At 40.9% G+C, this 25,798-nt stretch carries 24 protein-coding genes; 15 read left to right on the forward strand and 9 right to left on the reverse strand.

Annotated features, from left to right (window positions below):
* Positions 1-133 precede the first annotated feature (133 nt).
* Positions 134-1,102: a translation elongation factor Ts gene (gene tsf, locus NYR17_RS02255; RefSeq protein ID WP_302506109.1), complete on the forward strand. Its 969-nt coding sequence runs from the start codon at positions 134-136 to the stop codon at positions 1,100-1,102.
* Between the two features lie 105 nt (positions 1,103-1,207).
* Positions 1,208-2,668 carry an IMP dehydrogenase gene (gene guaB, locus NYR17_RS02260; protein ID WP_302506110.1) on the forward strand — a complete coding sequence of 487 codons (1,461 nt, stop codon included), beginning with the start codon at positions 1,208-1,210 and terminating at the stop codon, positions 2,666-2,668.
* 93 nt (positions 2,669-2,761) lie between these two features.
* Here the strand turns inward: guaB and ruvC are convergent, their stop codons facing one another.
* Positions 2,762-3,316 carry a crossover junction endodeoxyribonuclease RuvC gene (ruvC, locus tag NYR17_RS02265; protein WP_302506111.1) on the reverse strand — a complete coding sequence of 185 codons (555 nt, stop codon included), beginning with the start codon at positions 3,314-3,316 and terminating at the stop codon, positions 2,762-2,764.
* A gap of 159 nt (positions 3,317-3,475) precedes the next feature.
* Here ruvC and NYR17_RS02270 point away from each other — a divergent pair, with 159 nt between their 5' ends.
* From NYR17_RS02270 to NYR17_RS02280, 3 genes are read left to right on the forward strand one after another with little or no spacing between them, the layout of a single operon-like run.
* The gene (locus tag NYR17_RS02270) at positions 3,476-3,826 is read left to right on the forward strand and encodes a PadR family transcriptional regulator (protein ID WP_302506113.1); all 351 of its coding nucleotides are present in this window, start codon (positions 3,476-3,478) and stop codon (positions 3,824-3,826) included.
* A 27-nt stretch (positions 3,827-3,853) separates the two neighbouring features.
* Positions 3,854-4,465, forward strand: a complete 612-nt coding sequence (locus NYR17_RS02275; protein ID WP_302506114.1) for a hypothetical protein — start codon at positions 3,854-3,856, stop codon at positions 4,463-4,465.
* A complete protein-coding gene (locus NYR17_RS02280) occupies positions 4,462-5,142 on the forward strand; it encodes a hypothetical protein (RefSeq protein ID WP_302506116.1) in 681 nt (226 codons plus the stop codon). Before NYR17_RS02275 ends, NYR17_RS02280 begins: the two co-directional genes overlap by 4 nt.
* A gap of 221 nt (positions 5,143-5,363) precedes the next feature.
* On the opposite strand, the gene NYR17_RS02285 is transcribed toward NYR17_RS02280, so the two are convergent.
* Positions 5,364-8,648, reverse strand: a complete 3,285-nt coding sequence (locus NYR17_RS02285; protein ID WP_438826606.1) for a methylmalonyl-CoA mutase family protein — start codon at positions 8,646-8,648, stop codon at positions 5,364-5,366.
* Positions 8,649-8,762: 114 nt separating this feature from the next.
* Here NYR17_RS02285 and NYR17_RS02290 point away from each other — a divergent pair, with 114 nt between their 5' ends.
* The 8 genes from NYR17_RS02290 to NYR17_RS02325 all read left to right on the forward strand — a co-directional run bounded on the left by NYR17_RS02290 (position 8,763) and on the right by NYR17_RS02325 (position 16,721).
* Positions 8,763-9,092, forward strand: a complete 330-nt coding sequence (locus NYR17_RS02290; protein ID WP_302506117.1) for a hypothetical protein — start codon at positions 8,763-8,765, stop codon at positions 9,090-9,092.
* Positions 9,093-9,689: 597 nt separating this feature from the next.
* Complete coding sequence (lon, locus tag NYR17_RS02295) at positions 9,690-12,080, forward strand: endopeptidase La (RefSeq protein ID WP_302506119.1); 2,391 nt, start codon at positions 9,690-9,692, stop codon at positions 12,078-12,080.
* Between the two features lie 105 nt (positions 12,081-12,185).
* On the forward strand, positions 12,186-13,070 hold the full coding sequence (locus NYR17_RS02300) for an outer membrane protein assembly factor BamD (RefSeq protein ID WP_302506121.1): 885 nt from the start codon (positions 12,186-12,188) through the stop codon (positions 13,068-13,070).
* Positions 13,071-13,136: 66 nt separating this feature from the next.
* Positions 13,137-13,460, forward strand: a complete 324-nt coding sequence (locus NYR17_RS02305) for a DNA-directed RNA polymerase subunit omega (RefSeq protein ID WP_302506122.1) — start codon at positions 13,137-13,139, stop codon at positions 13,458-13,460.
* Between the two features lie 111 nt (positions 13,461-13,571).
* Positions 13,572-14,771: a bifunctional phosphopantothenoylcysteine decarboxylase/phosphopantothenate--cysteine ligase CoaBC gene (coaBC, locus tag NYR17_RS02310; RefSeq protein WP_302506124.1), complete on the forward strand. Its 1,200-nt coding sequence runs from the start codon at positions 13,572-13,574 to the stop codon at positions 14,769-14,771.
* A complete protein-coding gene (locus NYR17_RS02315; protein WP_302506126.1) occupies positions 14,768-15,481 on the forward strand; it encodes a nucleotidyltransferase family protein in 714 nt (237 codons plus the stop codon). The genes coaBC and NYR17_RS02315 overlap by 4 nt, the downstream gene beginning before the upstream one ends.
* Positions 15,478-16,206, forward strand: coding sequence for a TIGR00730 family Rossman fold protein (locus NYR17_RS02320; protein ID WP_302506127.1), 729 nt, complete (start codon positions 15,478-15,480; stop codon positions 16,204-16,206). The genes NYR17_RS02315 and NYR17_RS02320 overlap by 4 nt, the downstream gene beginning before the upstream one ends.
* A 44-nt stretch (positions 16,207-16,250) precedes the next feature.
* On the forward strand, positions 16,251-16,721 hold the full coding sequence (locus NYR17_RS02325; RefSeq protein WP_302506128.1) for a DUF6702 family protein: 471 nt from the start codon (positions 16,251-16,253) through the stop codon (positions 16,719-16,721).
* A gap of 75 nt (positions 16,722-16,796) precedes the next feature.
* Here the strand turns inward: NYR17_RS02325 and NYR17_RS02330 are convergent, their stop codons facing one another.
* Positions 16,797-17,753 carry an acetyl-CoA carboxylase carboxyltransferase subunit alpha gene (locus NYR17_RS02330; protein WP_302506129.1) on the reverse strand — a complete coding sequence of 319 codons (957 nt, stop codon included), beginning with the start codon at positions 17,751-17,753 and terminating at the stop codon, positions 16,797-16,799.
* A gap of 69 nt (positions 17,754-17,822) precedes the next feature.
* Positions 17,823-19,334, reverse strand: a complete 1,512-nt coding sequence (gene gltX / locus NYR17_RS02335) for a glutamate--tRNA ligase (RefSeq protein WP_302506130.1) — start codon at positions 19,332-19,334, stop codon at positions 17,823-17,825.
* 113 nt (positions 19,335-19,447) lie between these two features.
* Here gltX and NYR17_RS02340 point away from each other — a divergent pair, with 113 nt between their 5' ends.
* On the forward strand, positions 19,448-19,789 hold the full coding sequence (locus NYR17_RS02340; protein ID WP_302506131.1) for a phosphomannose isomerase type II C-terminal cupin domain: 342 nt from the start codon (positions 19,448-19,450) through the stop codon (positions 19,787-19,789).
* Positions 19,790-19,795: 6 nt separating this feature from the next.
* On the forward strand, positions 19,796-20,731 hold the full coding sequence (locus tag NYR17_RS02345) for a glycosyl transferase family 90 (RefSeq protein ID WP_302506132.1): 936 nt from the start codon (positions 19,796-19,798) through the stop codon (positions 20,729-20,731).
* Here NYR17_RS02345 and NYR17_RS02350 read toward each other — a convergent pair.
* The 5 genes from NYR17_RS02350 to rocD are packed head-to-tail and all read right to left on the reverse strand — an operon-like array spanning position 20,728 to position 25,789.
* Positions 20,728-21,759, reverse strand: a complete 1,032-nt coding sequence (locus tag NYR17_RS02350) for a glycosyltransferase (protein ID WP_302506133.1) — start codon at positions 21,757-21,759, stop codon at positions 20,728-20,730. The two genes, NYR17_RS02345 and NYR17_RS02350, sit on opposite strands and share 4 nt — an antisense overlap.
* A 7-nt stretch (positions 21,760-21,766) precedes the next feature.
* On the reverse strand, positions 21,767-22,729 hold the full coding sequence (locus tag NYR17_RS02355; RefSeq protein WP_302506134.1) for a hypothetical protein: 963 nt from the start codon (positions 22,727-22,729) through the stop codon (positions 21,767-21,769).
* Positions 22,726-23,724, reverse strand: a complete 999-nt coding sequence (locus NYR17_RS02360) for a hypothetical protein (protein WP_302506135.1) — start codon at positions 23,722-23,724, stop codon at positions 22,726-22,728. Before NYR17_RS02360 ends, NYR17_RS02355 begins: the two co-directional genes overlap by 4 nt.
* Positions 23,714-24,535, reverse strand: coding sequence for a DUF5672 family protein (locus NYR17_RS02365; protein ID WP_302506137.1), 822 nt, complete (start codon positions 24,533-24,535; stop codon positions 23,714-23,716). Before NYR17_RS02365 ends, NYR17_RS02360 begins: the two co-directional genes overlap by 11 nt.
* A complete protein-coding gene (rocD, locus tag NYR17_RS02370; RefSeq protein WP_302506138.1) occupies positions 24,536-25,789 on the reverse strand; it encodes an ornithine--oxo-acid transaminase in 1,254 nt (417 codons plus the stop codon). It lies immediately after the preceding gene.
* Positions 25,790-25,798 lie beyond the last annotated feature (9 nt).

Below are 25,798 nucleotides of genomic sequence, written 5' to 3' on the forward strand. Positions count from 1 at the left end.
TGAAATTAAAAGTAGGGTTTAAAACTATAAACGCTGAAAGTCTATTTTTAGTTTGTATTAAAATTATTATCTTTGCACGGGAAAAAATGAAGCCCACAAAAATACACATTTAAAAATCAAAAATTAAAATATTATGTATACACCAGTTGCCGCAGATGTAGCGAAACTAAGAAACATTACAGGAGCAGGGATGATGGACTGCAAAAAAGCTTTAGTAGAAGCTGAAGGAGATTTTGATAAAGCCATTGAAATCCTTAGAAAAAAAGGACAAAAAGTAGCCGCTAATAGAGCAGATAGAGAATCTTCTGAAGGTGCTGTAATCGCTAAAGTGAACGAAGATAATACCTTAGGGGCTATCATCGCTTTAAACTGCGAAACCGATTTTGTAGCGAAAAACGAAGCCTTCGTAGTATTAGCACACGAATTGGCAGAACAAGCCCTCAACTATGCTAATAAAGAAGAATTCTTAGCCTCTGACTTCCACGGTATGACCGTAGCAGAGAAATTGATAGAGCAAACAGGCGTTATCGGAGAGAAAATAGAAATCGGTGCTTTTGAAACCATCCAAGGTCCATATTTAGGCGCTTACATCCATGTGGGGAACAAAATTGCTGCCATTACAGCATTATCTAAGAAGTTTGACCACGCTGCAGAATTAGCCAAAGATATCTCTATGCAGGTGGCTTCTATGGGAGCAGATACTCTATCTTACAAAGATTTTGATCCTGCCTTCATCGCCAGCGAAACTGAAGCTCGTATTGCTGTAATAGAGAAGGATAACGAAGAATTGGCGCGTTTAGGCAAGCCGCTTAAAAATGTACCAAAATACATCTCTTACGCACAATTAACAGAAGAAGTGCTTAAGCAAGCAGAAGAAGATGCCAAAGCAGAACTTAAAGCTGAAGGTAAGCCAGAACAAATTTGGGATAAAATCATTCCAGGTAAGATCCAGAGATTCATCAGTGATAATACCTCATTAGACCAAGAAAAAGCGCTATTAGACCAAAACTTCATCAAGGATGATAGCAAAAAAGTAGCCGAGTATGTGAAAACTTTCGGAGACGATGTAGAAATTATCGGGTTTAGAAGAGTTAGCCTCTAAGCACCACTACGAAATAAAAAGCCTTGCCTCACCGCGAGGCTTTTTTATTATCCTATGATATTTGTAAGTTCAGATAAAATAACCTATTTTTGCAAAGAAAGTGCTATGCCTATACACGACAAAATTGTAGAAACCGCCATCACTTTTGATGATGTGCTCTTAGTGCCCGCCTTCTCAGAGGTACTGCCCAACCAAGTTTCCCTAAAATCACGCTTAACGGACAAAATCACGCTCAATGTGCCTATCGTTTCCGCCGCTATGGACACCGTTACCGAAGCCGATTTAGCCATTGCCCTCGCCCGAGTGGGAGGTTTAGGATTCATCCATAAAAATATGACCATAGAGGAGCAAGCCGCCCAAGTGAACAAGGTGAAACGCTCCGAAAATGGTATGATTTCGGATCCTGTAACCCTCTCTAAAAACCACACGCTGCGGGAAGCCAAAGAGCTGATGGCGAAATATAAAATCTCGGGGTTACCTGTGGTAGATGAGGAACATAAGCTCATCGGCATCATTACCAATAGAGATGTGAAGTACCAAGAAAATTTAGAAATGAAGGTGGAAGACCTGATGACCAAAGACCATTTGGTTACTTCTGACCAAAATACCACGCTGGAAACCGCAAAAAATATTTTGCTGGAAAACCGTGTGGAGAAACTCCCTATCGTAGATCAAGATTTTAAGTTGGTAGGGCTCATCACCATTAAAGATATTGACAATCAGTTAGAATATCCTAACGCGAACAAGGACCAAAATGGCAGACTTATCGTGGGGGCAGGCGTTGGCGTTGGCGAGGATACTATGGCGCGCGTGTCTGCGTTGGTAGAAGCGGGCGTGGATATCATCGCGATAGACTCTGCACACGGACATTCCAAAGGCGTTTTGGACAAAATCAAAGAGATTAGAACTGCCTTCCCAAATTTGGACATCGTGGGCGGAAATATCGTCACAGCAGAAGCTGCAAAAGATTTAATAGAGGCAGGAGCCAATGTTCTAAAAGTGGGCGTGGGACCAGGTTCCATCTGTACTACCCGAGTGGTGGCAGGTGTGGGCGTGCCGCAACTTTCCGCTATTTATAATGTGTATGAATACGCCAAAGAAAAAAATGTAGCGGTAATAGCGGACGGCGGGATTAAGCTTTCTGGCGACATCGTGAAAGCCATTGCCAGCGGTGCCAATGCCGTGATGCTCGGCTCTCTTTTTGCGGGAACTGATGAGGCACCAGGGGAGGAGATCATCTTCCAAGGGCGAAAGTTTAAATCTTACCAAGGTATGGGCAGTTTAGCCGCGATGAAGCGTGGGGGCAAAGAGCGCTATTTCCAAAGCGAAGCCAAAAAATTCGTACCCGAAGGCATTGAAGGTCGTGTACCGCACAAAGGCAAGTTGGAAGATGTGGTTTTCCAGCTCACAGGCGGACTTCGTGCAGGAATGGGCTACTGTGGCGCTGCCGATATTAGGACTTTGCAAGAGGATTCCAAAATGGTTAAAATTACGGGAAGCGGGCTTAAAGAATCTCATCCTCACGATGTTATTATTACCCAAGAAGCCCCTAATTATTCTTTGTAAAATATGGTAAATCAATAATAAAAAAACTAAAATCCGTTTTAAGAGTTTTCTGAAACGGATTTTTTTATGAAATCACACAGCAGATTTTTAGGTTTATTTTATCCGATCAGGGTTTTGTTTGAGAAAACTATCCCAGCTGGAGTAACTTTTTTCGGTATTGGGTTTTCCAGAGTTAAAATGATGGCAGACCGCCACGGCTAAACCATCGGAGGCATCTAAATATTTGGTTGGAAATTCCTTTAAGGAAAGCAAATTTTTAAGCATCCCTGCCACTTGCTCTTTGCTGGCGTTGCCATTGCCTGTAATCGCCATTTTTATTTTCTTCGGCGAATATTCAGTAATCGGAATATCTCGGTAGAGGCTGGCAGCCATAGCGACACCTTGGGCGCGTCCTAATTTGAGCATACTCTGTACATTTTTGCCATAAAAAGGCGCTTCTAACGCCACTTCATCAGGGTGAAACTCATCGATGAGGGCTAAGGTGCGCTCAAAAATATACTTTAATTTCGTTTCGTGGTTGGGGTATTTTTTGAGAATCAACTCGTGGATGGATACCAGCTGCATTCGGTTGTCCAGCACAGAGATAATGCCGAACCCCATTACCGTGGTACCAGGGTCTATCCCAAGAATAATTTTTTCTACTTTCACCCTACAAAAATAGATAATAATCACGAGTGGGCAAAACGCCAAGCCACATCAGCAACTGTAAAATCATAGGCTTTAAAAATTTTTTAAAATAAAAATACCTAAAAACATAATACATAAGAAAATTATGCATATATTTGCAAGGTATAAATCAGTAAAGCAATGAAAAAAAATACACTTTATAAAGGAACGCTCAAAAATATTATTTTGAAACTGTTGGCTCAGGAGGTTAAAATGTATGGTTATCAGATGACTCAGCGTGCTAAGGAACTGACCCAAGGGCATTTAGAGATGACGGAAGGGGCACTTTATCCCATTCTTCATAAATTGGAGCAAGAGGGCATTATAGAATCTGAGGTGCAGCACATCAACGGTAGGGACAGGAAATATTATTTCTTAACCAGCAAAGGCAAGCGACAGCAAGCACAAGAGGAGGCAGAGATGAAAAGTTATATTTTTAATCTTAATACTATTTTTAATCTGAAAATCAATGCTTTGTTGCTGTTGAAATAAGTGGTCATTATCAAAAATAAAATTGTGATGTTAAATATAGATCAAATTATTCAAATCAAAAATTATTTAAAGTATAAAAAAGTTTCTCGGTTGATGTTAAACGAAATTACCGACCATTTTTCGCAAGAAATAACCACACAGATGGAGGCAGGGCAATCCTTTCAAGAGGCTTTTTTGTACACGAAAATCAAATGGCAGGACGATCTGAGTCCTGTTCGTATAGACTCATTGTTTCCCAAAAAAGTACCGAAAATAGAAGTGGACAGTATTAAAATGTTGCTCAACCAAATATTGGGGAGAGCCCTTTGTATAGCCGCTTTGCTCATCTTGGTTACTCGCTATTACCAGTGGGACTGGCTCTCTATGGTGATCGTGGGAGTATGGGGGCTGATGCTCCTCTATGCCTTGATTTTTGAGAAAATTAAACTTTTTACTTTGATAGAACTGAATGTCAATCCTTTGGTGCTGCGGACTGTTTTTGTCTCGCTATTGATCAGTTTTGTAGCTTATTATTCTTCATTTTATACCTACTATGGCTTTCTTAAATATTGGGTGCGAGATTTCTTTTTCATCCTCAATGCGATGATACAAATGCAACTTTTGTTTTATCTCATCAGAAAAAATAAAATACAACTATGATGACCCCAGAACAACTTTCCGAGATTAGGCAATACCTCTTATCCAGAAGGCTTTCTCTTGATGTTCTGTTGGAGGTAGAAGACCATTTTGTTACCCAAGTTGGCGAGATGATGAAGGCGCAAGACCTATCCTTTGCTGAAGCGCTTAGCCGTACAAAATCCGTGTGGCTTAAGGATTTGAAAATGATTTATAATGTGTTTTATAGTGCAGATGATATCTCGCCGCTGATGATAAAATATCAAAAGCAAGCCATGTGGAACATCTTACGGAAAGTCTTTCCGCTCACCATATTAGCCATCGTATTTTATATGGTTACCCTTTATTTTAATGCAATAGTTTGGTTTCAAATCGAATTAGTTGTGATGATGTGCATAACCTTCATTATGTGGATGAAAAATAGAAAAGCATTGAAAATCAAAAAGCAATATAAGGTCAAACCACTAACGGTATATGATGGTTTGGTGGTTCATTCTTTTTCTTATTTAGGCGCTCTTTGGGTGTTGTGGGCTTACTTTTTTAATGATAGTCTTGGTCTTACAGATTATTCCACAGGGCAATTTTTGATGAGTATATTGGTTGGTGGCTATTTTAATTATCTGTGCCTCCAAACGATGTTTGTCCAACATTATTATGTGAAAGAACTGCGCAAAATCCAACGGTATTACTCACCTCAATAGAGGTTAATTTGATGAGACAAAAAGCCAAAGTTTTTTAACTTTGGCTTTTATTTTTGATGAAAAAGATCATGGAGTGATAGTTATATAATCTTTTTACGGTTATAAAATCAAATTTAAAAATCCTTTCCCCCTACATATTCCGTATATATTTACCGCCGACTTCGAATAGGGCGTTGGTGATTTGCCCTAAGGAGCAATATTTTACCGCTTCCATCATCGTTTCAAAGAGGTTGCTTTGGTTGATGGCGGCTTGTTGGAGGCGTTGGAGCCAAGCCTCTGAGCGTACGGCTACTCGCGTGGAAGACCTCTAAATTTTTAATTTGAAGCTGTTTTTCCTCCTCCGTGGAGCGGATCACTTCGCCGGGGAGCACCGTTGGAGAGCCATCTTTGCCCAAGAAAGTATTCACGCCGATAATCGGATATTCGCCCGTGTGTTTCAGCCACTCGTAGTGCATACTTTCCTCCTGAATTTTGGAGCGTTGGTACATCGTTTCCATAGCGCCCAGCACGCCGCCACGCTCGGTAATGCGTTCAAATTCAGCATAGACCGCCTCTTCCACCAAGTCGGTTAATTCCTCAATGATGAACGAACCTTGCAACGGATTTTCGTTTTTGGCTAAGCCCAATTCTTTGTTGATGATGAGCTGTATCGCCATGGCGCGCCGCACTGATTGTTCGGTAGGTGTGGTGATGGCTTCATTGTATGCGTTGGTATGCAAGGAGTTACAGTTGTCATAGATGGCATACAGCGCTTGGAGCGTGGTTCTGATGTCGTTAAAATCAATCTCTTGTGCGTGCAAAGATCGCCCCGAAGTCTGGATGTGGTATATCAACATCTGCGAACGCTCATCGGCACCGTATTTTTCCTTCATCGCTTTTGCCCAAATCCGCCGTGCCACACGCCCAATCACCGCATATTCTGGGTCTATACCATTGGAGAAAAAGAACGACAGATTGGGCGTAAAGTCGTTGATATTCATTCCTCTCGCCAGATAATATTCCACATAAGTAAAGCCGTTGGCAAGGGTAAATGCCAGCTGCGAAATCGGATTGGCACCCGCCTCCGCAATATGGTAGCCCGAGATGGACACGGAGTAGAAATTTCGCACTTTTTCTTGGATAAAATACGCCTGCACATCGCCCATCAACCGCAGGGCAAATTCGGTGGAGAAGATGCAAGTATTCTGAGCTTGGTCTTCTTTTAAAATGTCCGCCTGCACCGTACCCCGCACCGTAGCGATGGTCTCCGCCTTGATGCGTGCATAATCCTCCGCACTGATGATTTCATCGCCTGTGAGCCCCAAAAGCATCAAACCTAAGCCATTGTTGGAGGCTGGCAAATCGCCGTGATACTGCGGTCTTGGGAGATTTTTGGTATCAAATTTCTCTTGGAGAAGTTGCTCTATTTTGGCTTCGTATTGGGCTTTTTCTGGGGAATTTTGGATGAATTTTTCCACATTTTGGTCAATGGCGGCATTCATAAAAAACGCCAAAAGCATCGGGGCTGGCCCGTTGATGGTCATAGAAACCGAAGTGAGCGGACTGACCAAATCAAAGCCTGAATAGAGCTTTTTGGCATCATCCAAAGTTGCGATGGACACACCCGCATTCCCAATTTTACCGTAAATATCAGGTGGCAGCGCAGGGTCTTGCCCATAGAGCGTTACGGAATCAAACGCTGTGGAGAGCCTTTTGGCAGGCATCTCGGCAGATACATAGTGAAAACGGCGGTTGGTACGCTCGGGGCCGCCTTCGCCCGCAAACATTCGGGTAGGATCTTCGCCCGTCCGCTTAAATGGATAAATTCCAGCCGTATAAGGGAAACTGCCAGGGAGATTCTCTTGCCCTTTCCAATGGATTAAATCACTCCAATCGTGGAATTTAGGCAAGGCAATTTTGGGGATTTTAAGGTGTGCCAAAGAGGTGGTTTTGGTTTCCACTTTGATTTCTTTGCCTCGCACAAAATAAGAAAAAGTATCGGCAGAGAGCTGGTTTTTTGTGTCTTCCCAATGGTTGAGGAAATCTATATTTTCTTGTAAAAGTTCCTTTTCTAATTTTTTATATTCTTGCTGAAGTGGCTCAAAATCTGTGTTTTGCAAAAAGTTTTTCACCCCTTGGATGTGGTACATTTTTCTGGCGATATCGGCTTGCTCGGCAATTTTTTGGTCATAACGGTGGTTATTTTCCACAATTTCAGAGAGATACCGCACTCGGTTGGGCGGAATAATTACGGCTTCTTCTTGCACAATTTGCTCCGAATAAGGGTCAAAATACAGTGTCTCAAAGCGTTGGTTGAGCTGTTCTACCAAAGCGTTAAACAATTCTGTGGTGCCAATATCATTAAACTGGCTGGCTTTGGTGGCAAAAACAGGCATCGCTTCTAAACTTTGTTCCCAAAGAAGATGATTGCGCTGGTACTGTTTCCGCACGGCGTTTAGGGCATCTTGGGCGCCCCGTTTATCGGATTTATTGAGGGCGATGAGGTCGGCAAAATCCAACATATCAATCTTTTCCAACTGAGTGGCAGCCCCATATTCTGGCGTCATCACATACATTGAAAGGTCGGCGATATCGGCAATTTCCGAACCACTTTGCCCAATGCCTGAGGTTTCCAAAATGATGAGGTCGGGCTGGGCTAATTTCAGCACTTGAATAGCGGTTTGCACATACGGCGACACCGAAACATTGGTTTCCCGAGTCGCCATAGACCGCATATAGATGCGAGGATCGTGGATGGCATTCATCCGAATTCTGTCGCCCAACAATGCACCGCCTGTTTTCTTTTTGGAAGGGTCTATGGAGATGATAGCCAAGGTTTTATCAGGGTTAGAACGGAGAAAACGCCGTACCAACTCATCGGTAAGGGAGGATTTTCCTGCGCCGCCCGTTCCTGTAATTCCTACGATAGGAATGCGCTGCGAGGCGTCTTGAGCGGTGGCTCGGCGTTGGATTTCTGCGATGAGTTCAGGTTTTTCGGTGGAATAATTTTCCACGGCAGAAATCACTTGGGCGATGCTTTTGTGGTCGTTAAAGGAAATATTGTCCAACGCTTTCACGGTAATTTGGTTGCCAGTGGCAAAATCTGACCGCTGCACCAAATCATCAATCATTCCCTGCAAGCCCATTTCTCGCCCATCATCAGGGGAATAAATGCGGCAGATGCCATAGTCCATCAGGGTTTTGATTTCCTCGGGGAGGATCACGCCGCCGCCGCCGCCAAAAATCTTGATTTGCGGCATACCTTTTTCCTGAAGTAGGTCATAAATATATTTAAAATACTCGTTGTGTCCGCCTTGGTAGGAGGTGAGGGCAATGGCGTTGGCATCTTCCTGAATGGCGCAGTTGACCACTTCTTCCGCCGATTTATCGTGCCCGAGGTGGATGACCTCGCAACCCGTCCCTTGAATCACGCGCCGCATAATATTGATCGCCGCATCGTGTCCATCAAACAACGCTGCCGCCGTAACAACACGCACTTTATGCCGAGGTTGGTATTTGTTTTCCATAGTGGGTGGTATTTTTTCCAAATATAGAAAAATGTTTTTAAACTTTTGAATATGAGGGGCTAAAATTCTTAATGTTAAAAACCTTATCTTTGTGGCGCTTTAATTTAAATGACGATGAAAAAAGCGATAGCATATGCATTGGGGATTGGCGTTTTGAGTTTTTTAGCCAATTATTATTGGGCTGAGCAGCCGTGGGCGGTGGCGTTGTATTACGCTGCGGCATTTGGCTTGGCGTGGGGCTTGGCGTACTTTCTGGATAGACCAGATTACAGCCTGCCTAAAAAGCTGGCATACTCATTTTTGGGGATGGCAATTTTGCTGATTATAGGCTTTATCTTTTTCGATTTTGAGGTGGCAGTGCCTTCGCTGCTGCGGTTTTCTATGGTCTTTGTGGCTTATTTCCTTTTGGCGAGCTTTAGAAGTTCCAAAAGTTTACGCCGGTAATCCGCATTTTGGCATTTAACCAAAGCGAGGCATCAGCACTCAACCAAGATTGACAAAATAAAAAAAAGACTTTTTCGGTAAAGGAAAGTCTTTTTTTGCATCTATTATTTCCGCTGAATTTGGAAAGTCCCATTGGCAATAATTGCCTTGTAACGGTGAGATGGCTTCCAATTTGCCAGTGCCTTTATTACCGATGATTCTACCTCTGAAACTGAGCTTGGGTTCTCGGTGAGAGGAATCGGCTTCTTTTTAATGAGATTTCAATTGAGAGGTGTCCAATTTAAACCAATATTTTTTTTGTGGTAACTTGTAGTGGGAATTAACACTCAATCGGTTATGGGACAGCGGTTGAGCTGAAGAAGGGCAGGGGAGAACGCAGCTTTTCTTCACTATGGATTGAAAGGGCGATGCTGTTCCTTTAATAAAAGGTAAGGTTTTCATCAAAATCTAAAAAGCTTGGCACAAGAATTGGCGCTTATACTGGCTCATTGAAAAACCTTAATAAAGAGGTTGGTGCGGACAGATTTGCCTCTTTTTGGCAACGAAAACTGACACATTGTCCGCTCCAAGTGAACCATTTTTAGAATTGATAAAATTATGATTGATATAGAAGATATTTCTTTCGACGGGATGTTAGACGAGGGTTTCAGCTTTGTTACCGAAGAGATTCACGCCAAATCCGAGAAAGAAAACCAAAATCTATTTCCCATTTTGCCCGTTCGGGATATGGTGATGTTCCCAGGCGTTATTATGCCCATTACCGCAGGTCGTGAGAAATCCATTAAATTGCTCCAAGAAGCGCAGCAAAATAACGAGACCATCGGTATTTTATCTCAAAAAAATAGCAAGGAACAGAACCCTACCGAGAAAGACCTCTACCGCGTGGGCACGACCGCTCAGGTGCTGAAAATTGTGAAACTCCCTGATGGTAATATCACGGCTATTATGCGAGGCGTAGGGCGTTTTAAACTGAAAGAATTGGTAGCGCAGGAGCCTTATTTTTTAGCGGAGATAGACAAACTCAAAGAAAGCCAATCTAAAAATAGAGAAGAGTTTGAGGCGATTATAGAGAACATTAAGTCGGTAGCCATTAAGATTGTGGATTTAGACCCGCAGATCCCGAACTCTGCCCGCTTTGCGATTACCAATATAGAAAACCACGAGGAGTTGCTTAATTTTATTTGTGCCAATGCCCGATTTTCGGCGGAGGCTAAGCAAACTTTGCTGGAAACCAAAAGCACCAAAACTCGGGCTAAAAAATGCTACGAGATGCTGTTTGATGAGTTTCGGAAATTAGAACTTCGGAACTTAATCCACCAAAAAACCTCTAAGGAAATGGACAAGCACCAGCGCGAGTATTTCCTCAATCAACAGATTAAAACCATACAAGAAGAGCTGGGCGGCGGTGCAGAAAACGATGCCGAAGAACTGAAAGAAAAAGCCAAAAAAATCAAATGGAATGATGAGGTAGAGCAGCATTTTCAAAGGGAAATTAACCGTTTGAACAGGCAAAATCCGCATTCGCCAGACTATAATGTGCAGCGGAATTACTTAGATTTCTTCACAGATTTGCCTTGGGAGCGTTATTCTAAAGATGTTTTTAACATTCCGAAGGCAGAAACAGTGCTGAACAGAGCGCACTTTGGTATGGAGGACATCAAGAAGCGAATTTTGGAGCATATAGCGGTGCTCAAACTTAAAAACAATATGAAGTCGCCAATTCTTTGCCTTGTGGGGCCTCCAGGGGTGGGTAAAACCTCCTTAGGGAAGTCTATTGCAGAGGCTTTGGGGCGCGAGTACATCCGTATTTCTTTGGGCGGTTTGTACGATGAAAGCGAAATCCGTGGTCACCGCAAAACCTATATCGGCGCTATGGCAGGGCGGATTTTACAATCGATAAAGAAAGCGGGAACTTCTAACCCCGTGGTGGTTTTAGATGAAATTGATAAAATAGGTCAGGGCGTTCACGGCGACCCATCGTCTGCGTTGTTGGAGGTCTTAGACCCAGAGCAAAACCACAGTTTCTATGATAACTTTTTAGAAATCGGTTATGACCTGTCTAAGGTGATGTTCATCGCTACGGCAAACACGCTGAGTACCATTCAGCAACCTCTATTAGACCGAATGGAAATCATCCAACTTTCGGGCTATACCTTAGAGGAGAAAGTAGAAATTGCCAAACGCCATTTGCTCAAAAAGCAATTGGAAGAAAACGGCTTAACAAGTCATCAACTAAAACTAAATACCTCCGCGCTAAAACATATTATAGAAGCCCACACCAGAGAGAGCGGTGTAAGGAATTTGGAGAAATGTATCGCTAAAATAGCCCGTTGGGTGGCGCTACAAATCACGATGGAGAAAGCATATCAGCCTAATATTTCTATCGCTACGGTAGATCAGATTTTGGGCGTTCCGCTGAAGAAAAACCTTTCGGAAATGGTAGATGCCCCAGGGGTGGTGACAGGCTTGGCGTGGACCAGTGTGGGCGGCGATATTCTCTTTATAGAAAGTATTCTGTCCAAAGGCAAAGGGCAACTTACCATGACGGGTAACTTGGGGAATGTGATGAAGGAATCTGCTACCATTGCTTTAGAATACATTAAAGCCAAACACGCAGAACTCGGCATAGACCAAGAGACCATTGCGCAGCATAATGTCCACCTCCACATTCCAGAAGGGGCTACGCCTAAAGATGGACCTTCGGCAGGCATCACGATGCTCACTTCTATGGTGTCCAGTTTTCTGAACAAGAAAGTGAAATCTCATTTAGCAATGACGGGCGAAATTACCCTCCGTGGGAAGGTTTTGCCTGTGGGCGGCATAAAAGAAAAATTGCTGGCAGCCGTGAGGGCAGGCATTAAAGAGGTCATCCTCTGCGAAGAAAACCGAAAAGATGTGCAAGACATCCAAGGGGATTATCTTAAAAACCTCAAAATCCATTATGTAAGCCGTATGAAAGAAGTGATAGACCTCGCCATAGCGCCATAAAAAGGAAGGCAGGTTATCGTTTTTTTTCTAAAACAATGTTAAAGTTAGATAAAAAAGCGGGTTTTGATAAAAAAGTTTTATTTTTGCATCGATTAAGATTTTATAATGAAGAAATATATTCTGACAATAGCTGTAGCAGCCATCGCTTTTTCTTGTAATAAACAATATGATATGGCGATGAAAAGCGCAGACAAAGATGTGATCTTGACCGCAGCGAACGATATGTACGCGAAGAAGAAATGGAAGGAAGCACTGGCGCTCTATGAGCGTGCGCAGAATTTGGTTTCGGGGACAGATGAGGCTTCGGATGTGCTTTTTAAATCCGCATACGCCAACTATTATGATAAGCAATACCGCTTGGCAGGGCATCAGTTCAAGAAATTTGCGGTCAATAGCGCGCTGGCGAACGATCCAAGGAAGGAAGAAGCCGCGTATATGTCGGCAATTTGCTATTATCAAGGCTCTTTGGAGTATAATTTAGACCAAAGCAGCACAGAGTTGGCGATTACAGAATTGCAGAATTTTCTCAATCAATATCCGAATTCTGAGAGAGCAAAAAACATCAATGATTTAATTGAAGAGTTGACTTATAAATTAGAGTTCAAAGCCTATGAAAACGCCCGCCAATACTACAAAATGTTAGAATATAAAGCGGCAATTATCAGCTTTGAAAATGTCCTCAACGATTTCCCATCCACCAAGTTAAGACCTAAAATAGAAAACTATCTGATGCAGGCAAAAGCCAAAATAGCGATAGATTCTAAATTTGAACTTAAAAAAGAGCGTTTGGAGAGCGCTATAGCCTACACCTACCAAGTGGAGAAGGATTATCCAGATACGGAGATGTCTAAATCGGCGCAGAAGTTGAGAGCGCAGTTGGAGACCGAGAAAACCCACTTTGAGAAATTAGAGCAGCAAGTGGAAAAACGCAAAGCCGATTACGAGGCGAAACAAAAAGAAAAACGCGGAAAAGAAAATAAATCTGAATAGAGGTTTTAAAAATTCCAAAGAAATCTATATCTTTGCAAACTAAAACCGAATAAATACCCAGCTGAAATGAGTGTTAAAGATACCAAAGCAGAAAACAATACCATTACTTATAATAGAGATAAGATAGAAGAAAAAGTAGGCTCTATCTACGAAGCCATCGTGATTATGGGAAAAAGAGCGGAGCAGATCAATGCTGAAATTCGCACCGAACTTCATAATAAATTAGATGAGTTTGCGGTACACAATGCCACTTTGGAAGAGGTATTCGAAAACAGAGAGCAAATAGAAATTTCTAAACTCTACGAAAAACTTCCTAAACCGACTTCTATCGCCATTAAAGAATGGATGGATAACGAGATTTATTTTAGAAAAGAAGAGGGTAGAGCTTAAGAAATGCCTCTACTACAATAATATAAAGCCGCTGTATAGCGGTTTTTTTTGTTGAGATTTCTCAGTTTCAAAAAAATCATTTATATTCGTAAGTCTTAAATTCTGATGACTATGAGTCTTGAAGGGAAAAAAATCTTAATTGCCGTTTCAGCAGGCATTGCCGCGTATAAAATCAACACGCTGGTGCGGGATTTCATCAAAGCCAAAGCTGAGGTGAAAGTGGTGATGACGCCTGATGCCACGTACTTTACCTCGCCGCTGACTTTATCGGCGTTGTCTAAAAATCCAGTGCTTACGGATTTGGTTACCGCTGATCATCAGTGGAACAACCATGTGGATTTGGGGCTTTGGGCAGATGTGATGCTCGTGGCACCTTGCACGGCAAACACGCTGGCAAAAATGGTCAATGGCATTTGTGATAACTTGGCGGTTGCCACTTATCTCTCCGCCAAATGTCCCGTGTTTATCGCCCCAGCAATGGATTTGGATATGTATGCCCACCCTTCTACTCAACGGAATTTAGCCTTGGCAAAATCGTATGGACACCATATTATCCCTGCAGAACACGGCGAGTTAGCTAGCGGTCTGGTGGGCGAGGGGCGCTTGGCAGAGCCTACAACCATATTCCAAGCCATTCATCAATTTTTTAATCAAAATCAACTGCTTAGGGGGAAAAAAATCCTCATTACTGCAGGACCCACCTATGAGGCTATAGACCCTGTGCGCTTTATTGGCAACCATTCCTCGGGGAAAATGGGGTTTGCGTTGGCAAAGACCGCCGCAGATTGGGGTGCAGAGGTGGTTTTAATTTCAGGACCTACGACGGAGCAAATTCAGCATCCGCAGGTTGCGCTTCATAGGGTAACTTCCGCAAAAGAAATGCTGGAGAAAGTTTTAGAATTTTACCCTCAGATGGATGTTGCAATTGCCAGTGCGGCGGTGGCTGACTACGCTCCCAAGGTGGTTGCCAAAGAAAAAATCAAGAAAAATGATGAAACCCTTCAAATAGAATTGGTGAAAAATCCCGATATTCTAAAAACGATGGGGATGCAGAAAAAACACCAATTTTTGGTCGGTTTTGCCTTAGAAACACAGAATGAAGAAGCCAATGCCAAAGCCAAGTTGCAGAACAAAAATTTAGATATGATTGTCCTCAATTCGTTAAGAGATGCAGGGGCAGGCTTCAAATCAAATACCAATAAAATTACGATATTAACCGCCGAAGACCGTCAAACTTTTGAGCTTAAATCTAAAACAGAAGTGGCGAAGGATATTCTCCAATTTATCGTGAAAACCCAAGAACAACAATGAAAGCACTCATCTTTGCAGCGGGAAAGGGCACGCGCCTAAAACCCTTTACAGATCAACATCCTAAGGCGTTAGCACGAGTGAATGGCGTGCCGTTATTAGAGCGGAATATCCGATTTTTGCAATCCTTCGGTATCCAAGATTTTGTGATCAATATCCACCATTTTGGCGAACAGATTATAGATTTTCTATCGGCGAACCATCATTTTGGGGCACGAATTTCCATTTCTGATGAGCGGGATTTCTTACGAGAAACAGGCGGCGGATTATGCTTTGCAAAGCCTTTTCTCATTGAAGAGCCTCATTTTTTAGTGATGAATGCTGACATCTTAACCGACCTCAATATTCAAAAATTGATAGATAGCCATTTGGCATCAGGGAAAATGGTGTCGTTGGCGGTTTCGGATCGGGAGAGCTCTAGAAAATTATTGTTTGATGAAAGCCAAACTCTCTGCGGCTGGCGGAATAAAAACACAGGAGAAGAGCGCTTGGTTTCATTAGAATATACACTTAAAGAGTTGGCATTCAGTGGTATACATTGTATGTCTAACCAGATTTTTTCTAAAATATCAAGACAAGGCAAATTCTCCATTATAGAGGAATATTTAGACCTTATGGGGGAGCGCAGCATCGTCGGCTATGAGCATCAAGCGAGGTTGATTGATGTAGGCAAACCAGAATCAATAAAAAAAGCTGAAAAATATTTTTTATGAAAACAGAAGAAGAACAAAACAACCCTTTTGACCATAGGCTGAGCGATAGTTTTCGCCCTAAAACTTGGGATGAAAGCATCACCAGAGACAGCTGGATGGTTTTTAAAGTAATGGCAGAGCTGGTCAACGGCTACGAAGCAATGGTGAAATCTGGGCCGTGTGTGTCCATTTTTGGCTCTGCAAGGTTAAAACCAGAGGATTATTATTATCAAATGGCAGTAGAAATCGCGAAGAAAATCACGGATTTAGGCTTTGGCATCATCACAGGCGGTGGTCCAGGGATTATGGAAGCAGGCAATAAAGGCGCTTTTGAAAATCAAGGAAAATCCATAGGACTCAATATAGAATTGCCTTTTGAACAGCACTTTAACCCCTATATCAGTCGGCATTTTAATATGTCTTTTGATTATTTTTTCGTGCGGAAAGTGATGTTTGTGAAGTACTCCCAAGGCTTTATTGTGATGCCAGGCGGCTTCGGGACTTTAGATGAGTTGATGGAAGCTTTAACCCTGATACAAACGCATAAAATTGGGCGTTTCCCTATCGTTTTGGTGGGCTCTCAATTTTGGAGCGGGCTTTTGGATTGGTTTAAAAACACCCTTTTAGAAAACCATTTGATTTCTGAAGAAGACCTGAATCTCTTCCGTGTGGTGGATAGTGCAGATGATGCCGTAGCCCATATTAAGGCATTTTATGAAAAGTACGCCATTAGCGTTAATTTCTAATTGGCATAATTCTTGAAATTTAATCAACCTAAAATTTTAATACAATGAAAAAGTTTTTAAGTATATTCGGAGTTTTATCTTTATTAGTGATGATGAGTTTTAGCGTAAAAGATTTTTATTCTACGATGACTAAGGTGGACTACATCGATGGTAGTCAGACGCTGAAATTCACGACAAAACTCAACACTTCGCAGGTTTCTGATGCTATTAAAATAGATTCCAGAACGGCAGCTTTTGAAGCTGAAGTGAAGAAATACATCAACAGTAAGGTGGCGGTAACCATCAACGGAAATCCGCAAAAAATTACTTTTACAGGAAGCCAAGTGAGTGGAGAGAGCGTTTGGGTGTACTACGAAGTGGAGAATGTAGCCTCCATCAGTACGCTGAAAATTAAAAATTCTATCTTAATGGAAGCCTACCCTAAACAGTTGAATTTGGTTAATATTTCCTATAAAGGTAACCAAAAGAATATGACCTTTACCAAAGGAAACGAGACCAACGAGGTTTCTTTCTAAAACAAAAAAGACTAAAATAAAAAATGCTGTTCACATCATCTGAACAGCATTTTTTTTGAGATATACGATGAGGGATTAACCTTTGTATTGCCCCATCGCGATGAATTTATCTTGTCTTTGGGTTTCTAATTCTTTGCCTGAAAACTTGCTAAACGCTTTGATATTGTTGAGGATAGAAGTTTTCATATTGCTGAAAGCCACGCTTGGATCATAGTGGGCACCACCCAGCGGCTCTTCTATAATACCATCAATAATCTTCTCTTTAAGAGAATCTTGAGCGGTGAGTTTCATTGTAGAAGCGGCTTCTTCTTTGTGATCCCAATTTCGCCATAAAATAGCCGAACAGTTCTCTGGAGAAATCACGGAATACCAAGAGTTTTCCATCATATAAACCTTGTTCCCCACACCAATGCCCAAAGCGCCACCACTGGCACCTTCGCCAATGATATAGCAAAAAATAGGCGTTTTGAGTTGGCACATTTCGTAGATGTTTCTGGCAATCGCCTCGCCTTGACCTCTTTCTTCGGCTTCTAAACCAGGGTAAGCCCCAGGTGTGTCAATCAGTGTGATGACAGGGATTCGGAATTTTTCTGCCAACTTCATCAGCCTTAGGGCTTTTCTGTAGCCTTCAGGATTGCTCATCCCAAATCTGCGGTGCTGGCGCTCCTTGGTGGTTCGCCCTTTCTGCGTGCCGATAAACATTACCGAGTGTCCATCTATTTTGGCTAAACCGCCTACCATAGCGGCATCATCAGCAAAGTTTCTATCACCGTGTAGCTCTATAAAACTGTCTTTATCCGCAATACCTTTAATGTAGTCCAGCGTGTATGGGCGGTCAGGGTGACGAGAAAGTTGCACCCGTTGCCATGGCGTGAGTTTGCCGTAGATTTCTTTCTTCTTTTCAATGATTTTATCTTCTATCTGGCTGCACGCCGTTTTCATATCAACACCGCTCTCTTCGCCGACTAAGGAACATTTTTCATATTGTTCCATCAGCTCTTTTATTGGGGTTTCAAAATCTAAATATTCCATTGTTTAATATCTAATAAAGTTCCAAATTTAGTAAATTTTTTCAGAAATGAAAGTTTGTACCGATAAAATTTAACCGAGAACTTCTAAAATATGGCGTATTCTACTGAGGCTGGCATCTTTACCAATAATCGCCATTAAGTCTGGAATGTCAGGACCTTTTAACTCACCCACCAAAGCCAATCTAAGCGGCATCATCACTTTGCCCATACCTAAATTTTGAGCTGTAGCAAAGTCGTGGAGTGTATTTTTAATAGCATCAGCCGTTTGGAAATCAACGTTTTCTAAGGCGTCTGCCAAAGCATTTATAATGCTTGATGTATCTTCTTTCCACGCTTTTTTTACGGCTTTTTCATCGTAAGAAGTTGGGGCTTCAAAGAAAAATACCCCTTCATCATAAATGTCTTTTACGAAAGTGGCGCGCTCTTTCATTAGTGCGATGATTTTCAATAAAGTATCATCAGAAAACTTATCGGGAATAAGGTTGAGCGCCTTTAAATCAGTAAGAAGTTCGGCATCAGATTTTTTTTGTAAATACTGATGATTGAACCAACGGGCTTTGTCTAAACTAAATCTGGCACCCGCTTTGTGGACTTTATGGAGGTCAAACTCGTCAATCATCTCTTGGAGCGACAGGATTTCTTTATTGTCGGCAGGTGTCCAGCCCAATAGTGCCACCATATTGATAAAGGCTTCAGGGAAGTAGCCAGACTCGCGGTAGCCTTTCCAAATTTCGCCGCTTTCAGGGTCTTTAAAATCTAATGGAAACACAGGGAACCCGAATTTGGCACCATCTCTTTTGCTTAATTTGCCTTTGCCCTCAGGTTTTAAAATGAGTGAAAGATGGGCAAATTGCGGCGGTGTCCAGCCCATAGCTTCATAAAGAAGGGTGTGGAGTGCCATAGAAGGCAGCCATTCTTCGCCGCGGATCACATGGGTGATTTTCATCTCGTGGTCATCTATGATATTGGCGAAATGGTAGGTGGGCATACCATCGTGCTTTACCAAAACTTTATCATCTAAATCGTTGGTATTCACGCTAAACTTGCCTCGAATAAGGTCTTCTAAGTTGAGCGTTCTATCAATTGGCATTTTAAATCTCACCACAAAAGGTGTTTTTTTAGCCAATAAATCTTCTACCTCTTCGGGCGACAGGCTAAGGCTGTTTTTAAGTTGATTTCTGGTGATATGGTTGTAAGCAAAAACCTTACCTCGGGCTTCATACGCTTTCCGAATGGCATCCAACTCCTCAGGCGTATCAAAAGCGATGTAGGCATAGTCTGTTTTCAGGATTTCTTGGATATATCGGTCGTAGATGTCTCGCCTTTCGGACTGTCTGTATGGACCGTAAGGACCGCCGTGTTTTGGGCTTTCATCAGGGATGATGCCGGACCATTCCAAGGCTTCCATAATATAATCTTCGGCGCCTTCTACATATCTTGCGGTATCTGTATCTTCTATTCTTAGCACGAAATCGCCACCGTTGTGTTTAGCGAAAAGATAGTCATATAATGCTGTTCTTACGCCCCCTAAGTGTAGGGCTCCCGTAGGGCTGGGCGCAAAACGAACGCGTACTTTTTCCATAAGAGAAATTTTTAATTGAATTAAAATCTTTTAGAATGGCAAATTTACAGAAAATAAAGGTTTTTTAAATGATTAAAAATTTATAATTTTGCTGTTTGACTAAAATAGTATTTATGGAAATAGGAGAAAGACCTTGGGGGAAATATTTTGTTTTGGCAGATGAGCCACATTATAAACTAAAACGCGTGGAGGTATTGCCAGGGAAGCGGCTGTCTTACCAATACCATAACAAAAGGCAAGAGGCGTGGACCATAGTGCAAGGAACGGCTAAGGTGACATTAGATGATATAGAAACGGTCTATGAATACAGCCAAACGGTTTTAATTCCGCTGGGGGCTAAACATCGTATTGAGAATATTGGCGATGAGGTGCTCATCTTTATAGAAGTGCAGACGGGAACTTATTTTGGGGAAGATGATATTGTGAGGCTTCAAGATGATTACGCTCGAAAATAATGCTGAATGAGGATAGATAAAAAGAATAAACCACTATACTATTTACAAAACTACGCCCGATTTCTATGGCGTGCTCCCCAAGCTCACTCTATTATTTCTGATCTGTCCGCCTCTTTTTCTGATAAAGAATTAGAAAAAATAAAACAGCGTGTAGATTATTATAATCAACTCTCTGAGCTTTTGGCAATACAAAAGCAGATGCAAATCAGAGATTTAAAACGCCCTCAATCGCCGAAGGCTTATTATTTTGATACTTATGAATACGCTCGGTATTTTGATGAAAATTTATTTTTAGACTGTGTTTTTGGCGATGTCGTAAATGTGCCGCCTACACCGAGCATTGTGAAAAGTCGTCCCATTGTGGAGAATAACCAGAATAGCATTTTGCTGAATTTGGATAAAGCTCGGCATTTCGTGTGGATACGGGGGGATCAGCCTTTTCAATCTAAGAAAAACCAATTGGTAGGGCGTGGGGCTATTGCTCAGCAGCACCGCTATGATTTTTATGCGGCTTATTTTAACCATCCGCTTTGTGATTTGGGACAAACCAATACCAATGGCGGTCGGAAGGAATGGATTAAGCCTAAAATGCCCATCAAAGAGCATTTGGATTATAAATTTATTTTGAGTTTGCAAGGCAATGATGTAGCAACCAATTTGAAATGGGTGATGTCTTCTAACTCTATAGCGGTTATGCCGAAACCCACGGTGGAAACTTGGTTTATGGAGGGAACTTTGGAGGGAGGAAAGCATTATATTGAACTCAAACCAGATTATTCTGATTTAGAAGCACAGTTGGAATATTACACTGCCCACCCTGAACTTTGTTTAGAAATCATAGGAAACGCCCACCAGCACTGCCAACAATTTTGGAACCCTGATGTAGAGAAACTTTGCAGTCTTCTGGTTTTAGAGAAATATTTTCAGAATGTTGCGGGCTAAAGCTGGCGCAAAAGGTTTTCCCAAGCGGTTTGGGTGGTTTCTATTTCGTGTTTTAGGCTATATGTAGATCGTATATATTCAGAGGCTTTTTTGCCCATATCTAATATATGTGAAGGTTTTTCGTTGAAAGTTTGAATGGTCTTTTCAATCTCTTTTACAAAACTGATAATATCTCCATCTGCAACAGGTTGTGAAAATTCAGGGTTTAGATATTCTTTTCCAGCTTGTCCACGGTAACCTATTACATAGCATCCGCACGCCATAGCTTCTACAGGCGGAAGCCCAAAGCCTTCTCTATGATTAAAAGATAAAAATAATATAGATTCTTTGAGGTGCTTTGCTACTTCGTGCTCTTCCATATCATCAATAGCGCATAATTCCCAGCCTTCTATTATAGCTTTTGCTTTTAAAATAACGATAACCTGCTCAGAGTCTTCAGATAATTTTCTTGGCATATAGCAAATTTTCTTTCGCTTTTTTTCTGAATAATTGAAAATTTTATCGTCAATACCAAGCGTTATCTTCTGAATATTCACTTCTGGAAATACATAATTTAAGTATTCATAAGCATCTTGAGATGCTACAATTACGCCTAAACAGTTCTTGTCTAGATATGGATTATCTTTAGAATAAGAAAAGTGATAGTGATTAAAAGTATAATAACAATTTTGATTAAAAATTACAAATTTCCTATTATCAAGAGCGTGGTGCATTTGGCTACCATAGATTTCAGGCATCACGATGATGCTATCTTTTTCTATAGGAGTATCTGTGAATTTTTTTATTTGTTTCTTTATTTTTTTAGAAATATTATTGTTGGTTAAAGTATTTAAAACTTTTTCAAAAAAATTATAATTATAAACTATTTTTTTATTAAAATACCACTGGTTGGCTTTTTTACTTTTCTTCTTTAATAATACTGAAGCATCATACTGAAGTTGGTTTAAAATATCAACTTGGCGGTAGATTTGTTTAACTCCACCAGTCGGTTTTAAATTAGATGGTGAAAAGAAATAAATTTTTTTCATAGTTTTTTTAATTCGCAATTAAATTTTGAATCCAACTTTTGAGTGTATATTTCTGGCGAATTTCGTCTTGTAGTGGCTCATAAGGTGTGGTTAAAAAATCATTAGGAATCATAATATGATTAGGGTTTATTAAGCAAATATTTTTAGGATTATAAAAATCATAACTTAAAATATTAGCGTTATCAGTGATTAGTTTTTTTTGCATACCCATCGCCTCAAAGGGACGAAAAGACAATCCTCTTTGTTGATTTTGAGCAAGATCTATTAAGATTTTTGCTTGGCGGCTCACCTTATAAGATTCCGAAAAAGGAACGAGCTGTTGGGTTCTAGTAATATAGGGAGATTTGGGATGAACTTCATCTTTTTTAATCTTATTATTATAGAGAATCGCCCTTGCGAGATGCCCCTGAGCATTCAGATGGTTCAATATTAGAATGAGTTTATCTACACGGCTATCTTCTGTCCCCCAAAATAGCATATCATAAATAGGAGGGGCGTCAGAAGGATCTGCGAAGAAAAAGTTATGATTTTTATGAAAACCATATTTTTTACAATCTTCAGCATCAAAACTATAGCAAACGTCAAAATAAGAAATCGTTTCAGCCTCAGTTTTTATTTTGTCTATGCTATCCCAAAAAAAAGCTTTTAGTGTATTGGTTTTCTGTTTTAGTTTAATTAAATCTGCTGTAGAGAGCGTATCTGGGCGGTTGATAATAATTTGATCATAAAATTTAGAATTATTGATGATTTGCCTTAATTCAGCATATTGTTTTTCGTTTTTAAGATTTCTATTGAGAAATAATTTCATGAAAAAATTTTCGGCACGCTCTAAGAAATTTTTATATTGATATGGCTGTGTATAAGCGCTTATAGTATGGGTAACCTCCATACCGCTATATTGTTTAAATCCAGCGTGTACGACTTCATTAAAGCCATAATAATCAGGTGCTATAAATAAAATTTCTTTCATTTCGCTGCTAAAATCTTTGAAATCCAAGAGGAAAAGCTATACTGTTGTGCTATTTCTGGCTTGGGTTGATAAGGTTCTTGTAGAAAAGCCACAAGACCATGAATATCCCAAGAGTCCTCTAATACAAAGATGTTTTTTTTATCATAAAAATCATAATTTTTAACTAATGCATTATTGGTAATCAGTTTTTTAGAAAATCCAACCGCTTCAAAACATCGGAATGATAAACCTTTGTGCGCTGTATTTTCCATATCAATTAATACATTAGAGGCGATACTTTGCTTCAGCGCAGTCTCAAAAGACTCTCCGTTTGGGATAAATTGGATTGGTGTATCTTGGTACGGCTGAGTTTTAGACTGAGAATGGCAAACCACCTTTATAGATAAACTCAAATTTTCATCTTTTAGTATTTGAGATAGCTGAGCCAAAGGCTGCATCCTGTCTTTCATATAAGTGCCAATAAAGAAAACATCTTGCTGGATGGGGGCAGATTTTGGCAGATAATCAAAATAAAAATTAGTAATGTGCTGATTGCCAGTATGTTTTTTTACATCTTCTTGGTCAAAGACATAGAATTGATCAAAAAAAGGAATTCTGGAAGCGACTAAAGGAAATCGCGACATACCATCCCACTGATAACCAGCTGAAAAAGAAGCTTGTTCTGATATTTTCTGAAGCACCGTTTTTGAAAATAAATCTGGACGAATAACCAAAGCATAATCCACCTTAGGGAAAGAGTGGAGTAGTTTTAACTGTGCTTCGGATTGTAGTTTGGCAATTTTTTCAGGCTTGTGTAAAGGGTTGTTAAAAAGAAATTTTTTAATCCCATGCTGGGCTTTATCTTTCCAAGTTAGCCTATGTTTAGCCTTCTCGTCATGAGGCACGCAAAAGACTTTAAAGCCAAGATATTCTAAGTTTTTGATAAAGCAATGTGGGAGCCCAAAATGATGAGGAACCCCTAAAATAATGCTTTTACCTTGAAACTTATTTTTCATATTCATCTAAATTATATCCATAAGCCTCAATGTATTTTTTCCAAAAATGAAGCTCTTTATCCCAACGGTGGCATCCGAAAGGTAAAGCGTTTTGATTCCATTTCATTGCCATTTCCTGTTTGTTTTCAATAGCAAATAGACATGCTTTTTTATAGTCTGGTTTAGAGAATGAAATGCCGTGGCGCGAGGGTTCTACGCTAAAAAAAACATCTTCAGCATAAAATTTTTGAGATGCATTTTCAGGTTTAAGGTAAATACGAACCACACTTTCTAATTGATGAATCACATCAAGGCATTTATTCCTATTTCTTAAAGATAGTCCACCATTGCCTACTTCGTTGTATAATAATGATTTGTTTTTTTGAGATTTACCATTGTTTTGATAATTGATGCTGCTTTTTAAGAAATACAGTGTATTGTCCCAAAGTTTTTTTAAATAAGGTATATTTTGCCGACTTCTGAGCCAAGGCGCACCAACATAATCATAACCTTGGTCTACCCAATAGTCCAAATCATCTTTGAACAAAAAAGCATCGGGCTGACAGATTAAAATATATTGCTTTTGAAATTGATTATAAAATAGCTTACTGAGCATCAATTCATTATACCCAAGGATGTTGCAAAAAAAATGATCATCAAAAGAATGAAATAAACCTTGAGGAAATTGCTTTTTATAAAACGAAATATCCAATCCCCGTGGGTGGACAAAGAAAATATCATACCTATCCAAAACACGAAAAGTTTGTGTAATAGAAATAGTTTCCAAGTTATTGGGGTTTTCCTTATAGATAGGTATGATAATATCAATCATTTATGATCTATTAAACTCCAAAATGGTTTTTTCGATGATGGCTACGCAGTCCATCAGTTGGTCTTCGGTGATCACGAGCGGCGGTGCAAGGCGGATAATGTTGCCGTGTGTAGGCTTGGCAAGCAATCCATTTTTTGCTAAATCTAAACAGAGATTCCACGCGGTAGGGCTGTCCTCGCTGTCGTTGATGAGAATAGCATTGAGCAAACCTTTGCCTCGCACTTGATAAACCAAATCCGTCTTAGCAATGATTTTCTGAATTTCGGCACGGAAAATTTGCCCTAAACGCTCGGCTTTTTCGGATAATTGTTCCTCTTCTACCACATCTAAAGCCGCAATAGCCACAGCGCACGCCAATGGATTACCGCCAAAAGTAGAGCCGTGCTGCCCAGGGTGGATCACATTCATCACCTCATTGTTGGCTAAAACGGCAGACACAGGGTACATCCCGCCAGAAAGCGCTTTCCCTAAAACCAAAATATCAGGCTGCACGCCCTCGTGGTGGCAAGCGATGAGTTTTCCCGTTCTGGCGATACCCGTTTGCACTTCATCAGCGATGAATAAAACTTGATGCTGGTGGCAGAGTTCTTGGGCTTTCTTCAAAAAGCCTTCGGTAGGCACATAAACGCCCGCCTCGCCTTGGATAGGCTCCACCAAAAAGGCAGCAATATGGTCGCCTTCTTGCTCTAAAACTTCTTTTAAAGCCTCAATATCATCATACGGAATGCGCACAAAACCAGGCGTAAATGGGCCGTAATTGTTGTGAGCATCAGGGTCGTTAGAAAATGAAACGATGGTGGTGGTACGGCCGTGGAAGTTATTTTCGCAAACGATGATTTTCGCTTGGTTACCTTTAATGCCTTTCACTTCGTATGCCCACTTTCTTGCCAATTTGATGGCAGTTTCTACGGCTTCGGCGCCAGAGTTCATCGGAAGCACCTTGTCAAAGCCTAAAAGTTGGGTAATTTTCTCTTCATAAAGACCTAATTTTGAGTTGTAAAACGCTCGGGAAGTCAGCGCCAATTGCTGGGCTTGCTCTACCAATGCTTTCACGATTTTAGGATGCGAATGTCCTTGATTAACAGCGGAATAGGCGGAAAGGAAATCGTAATATTTCTTGCCTTCCACATCCCAAACATAAACGCCTTCGCCACGGTCTAAGACTACGGGTAGTGGGTGATAATTGTGGGCGCCGTGCTGGTCTTCTAAGTCAATATAATATTGTGCGGTTTTTAAATCTGTTGATTGCGACATAATTGATTA

The sequence above is a fragment of the Riemerella columbina genome, assembly GCF_030517065.1.
Lineage (GTDB): Bacteria > Bacteroidota > Bacteroidia > Flavobacteriales > Weeksellaceae > Riemerella > Riemerella columbina_A.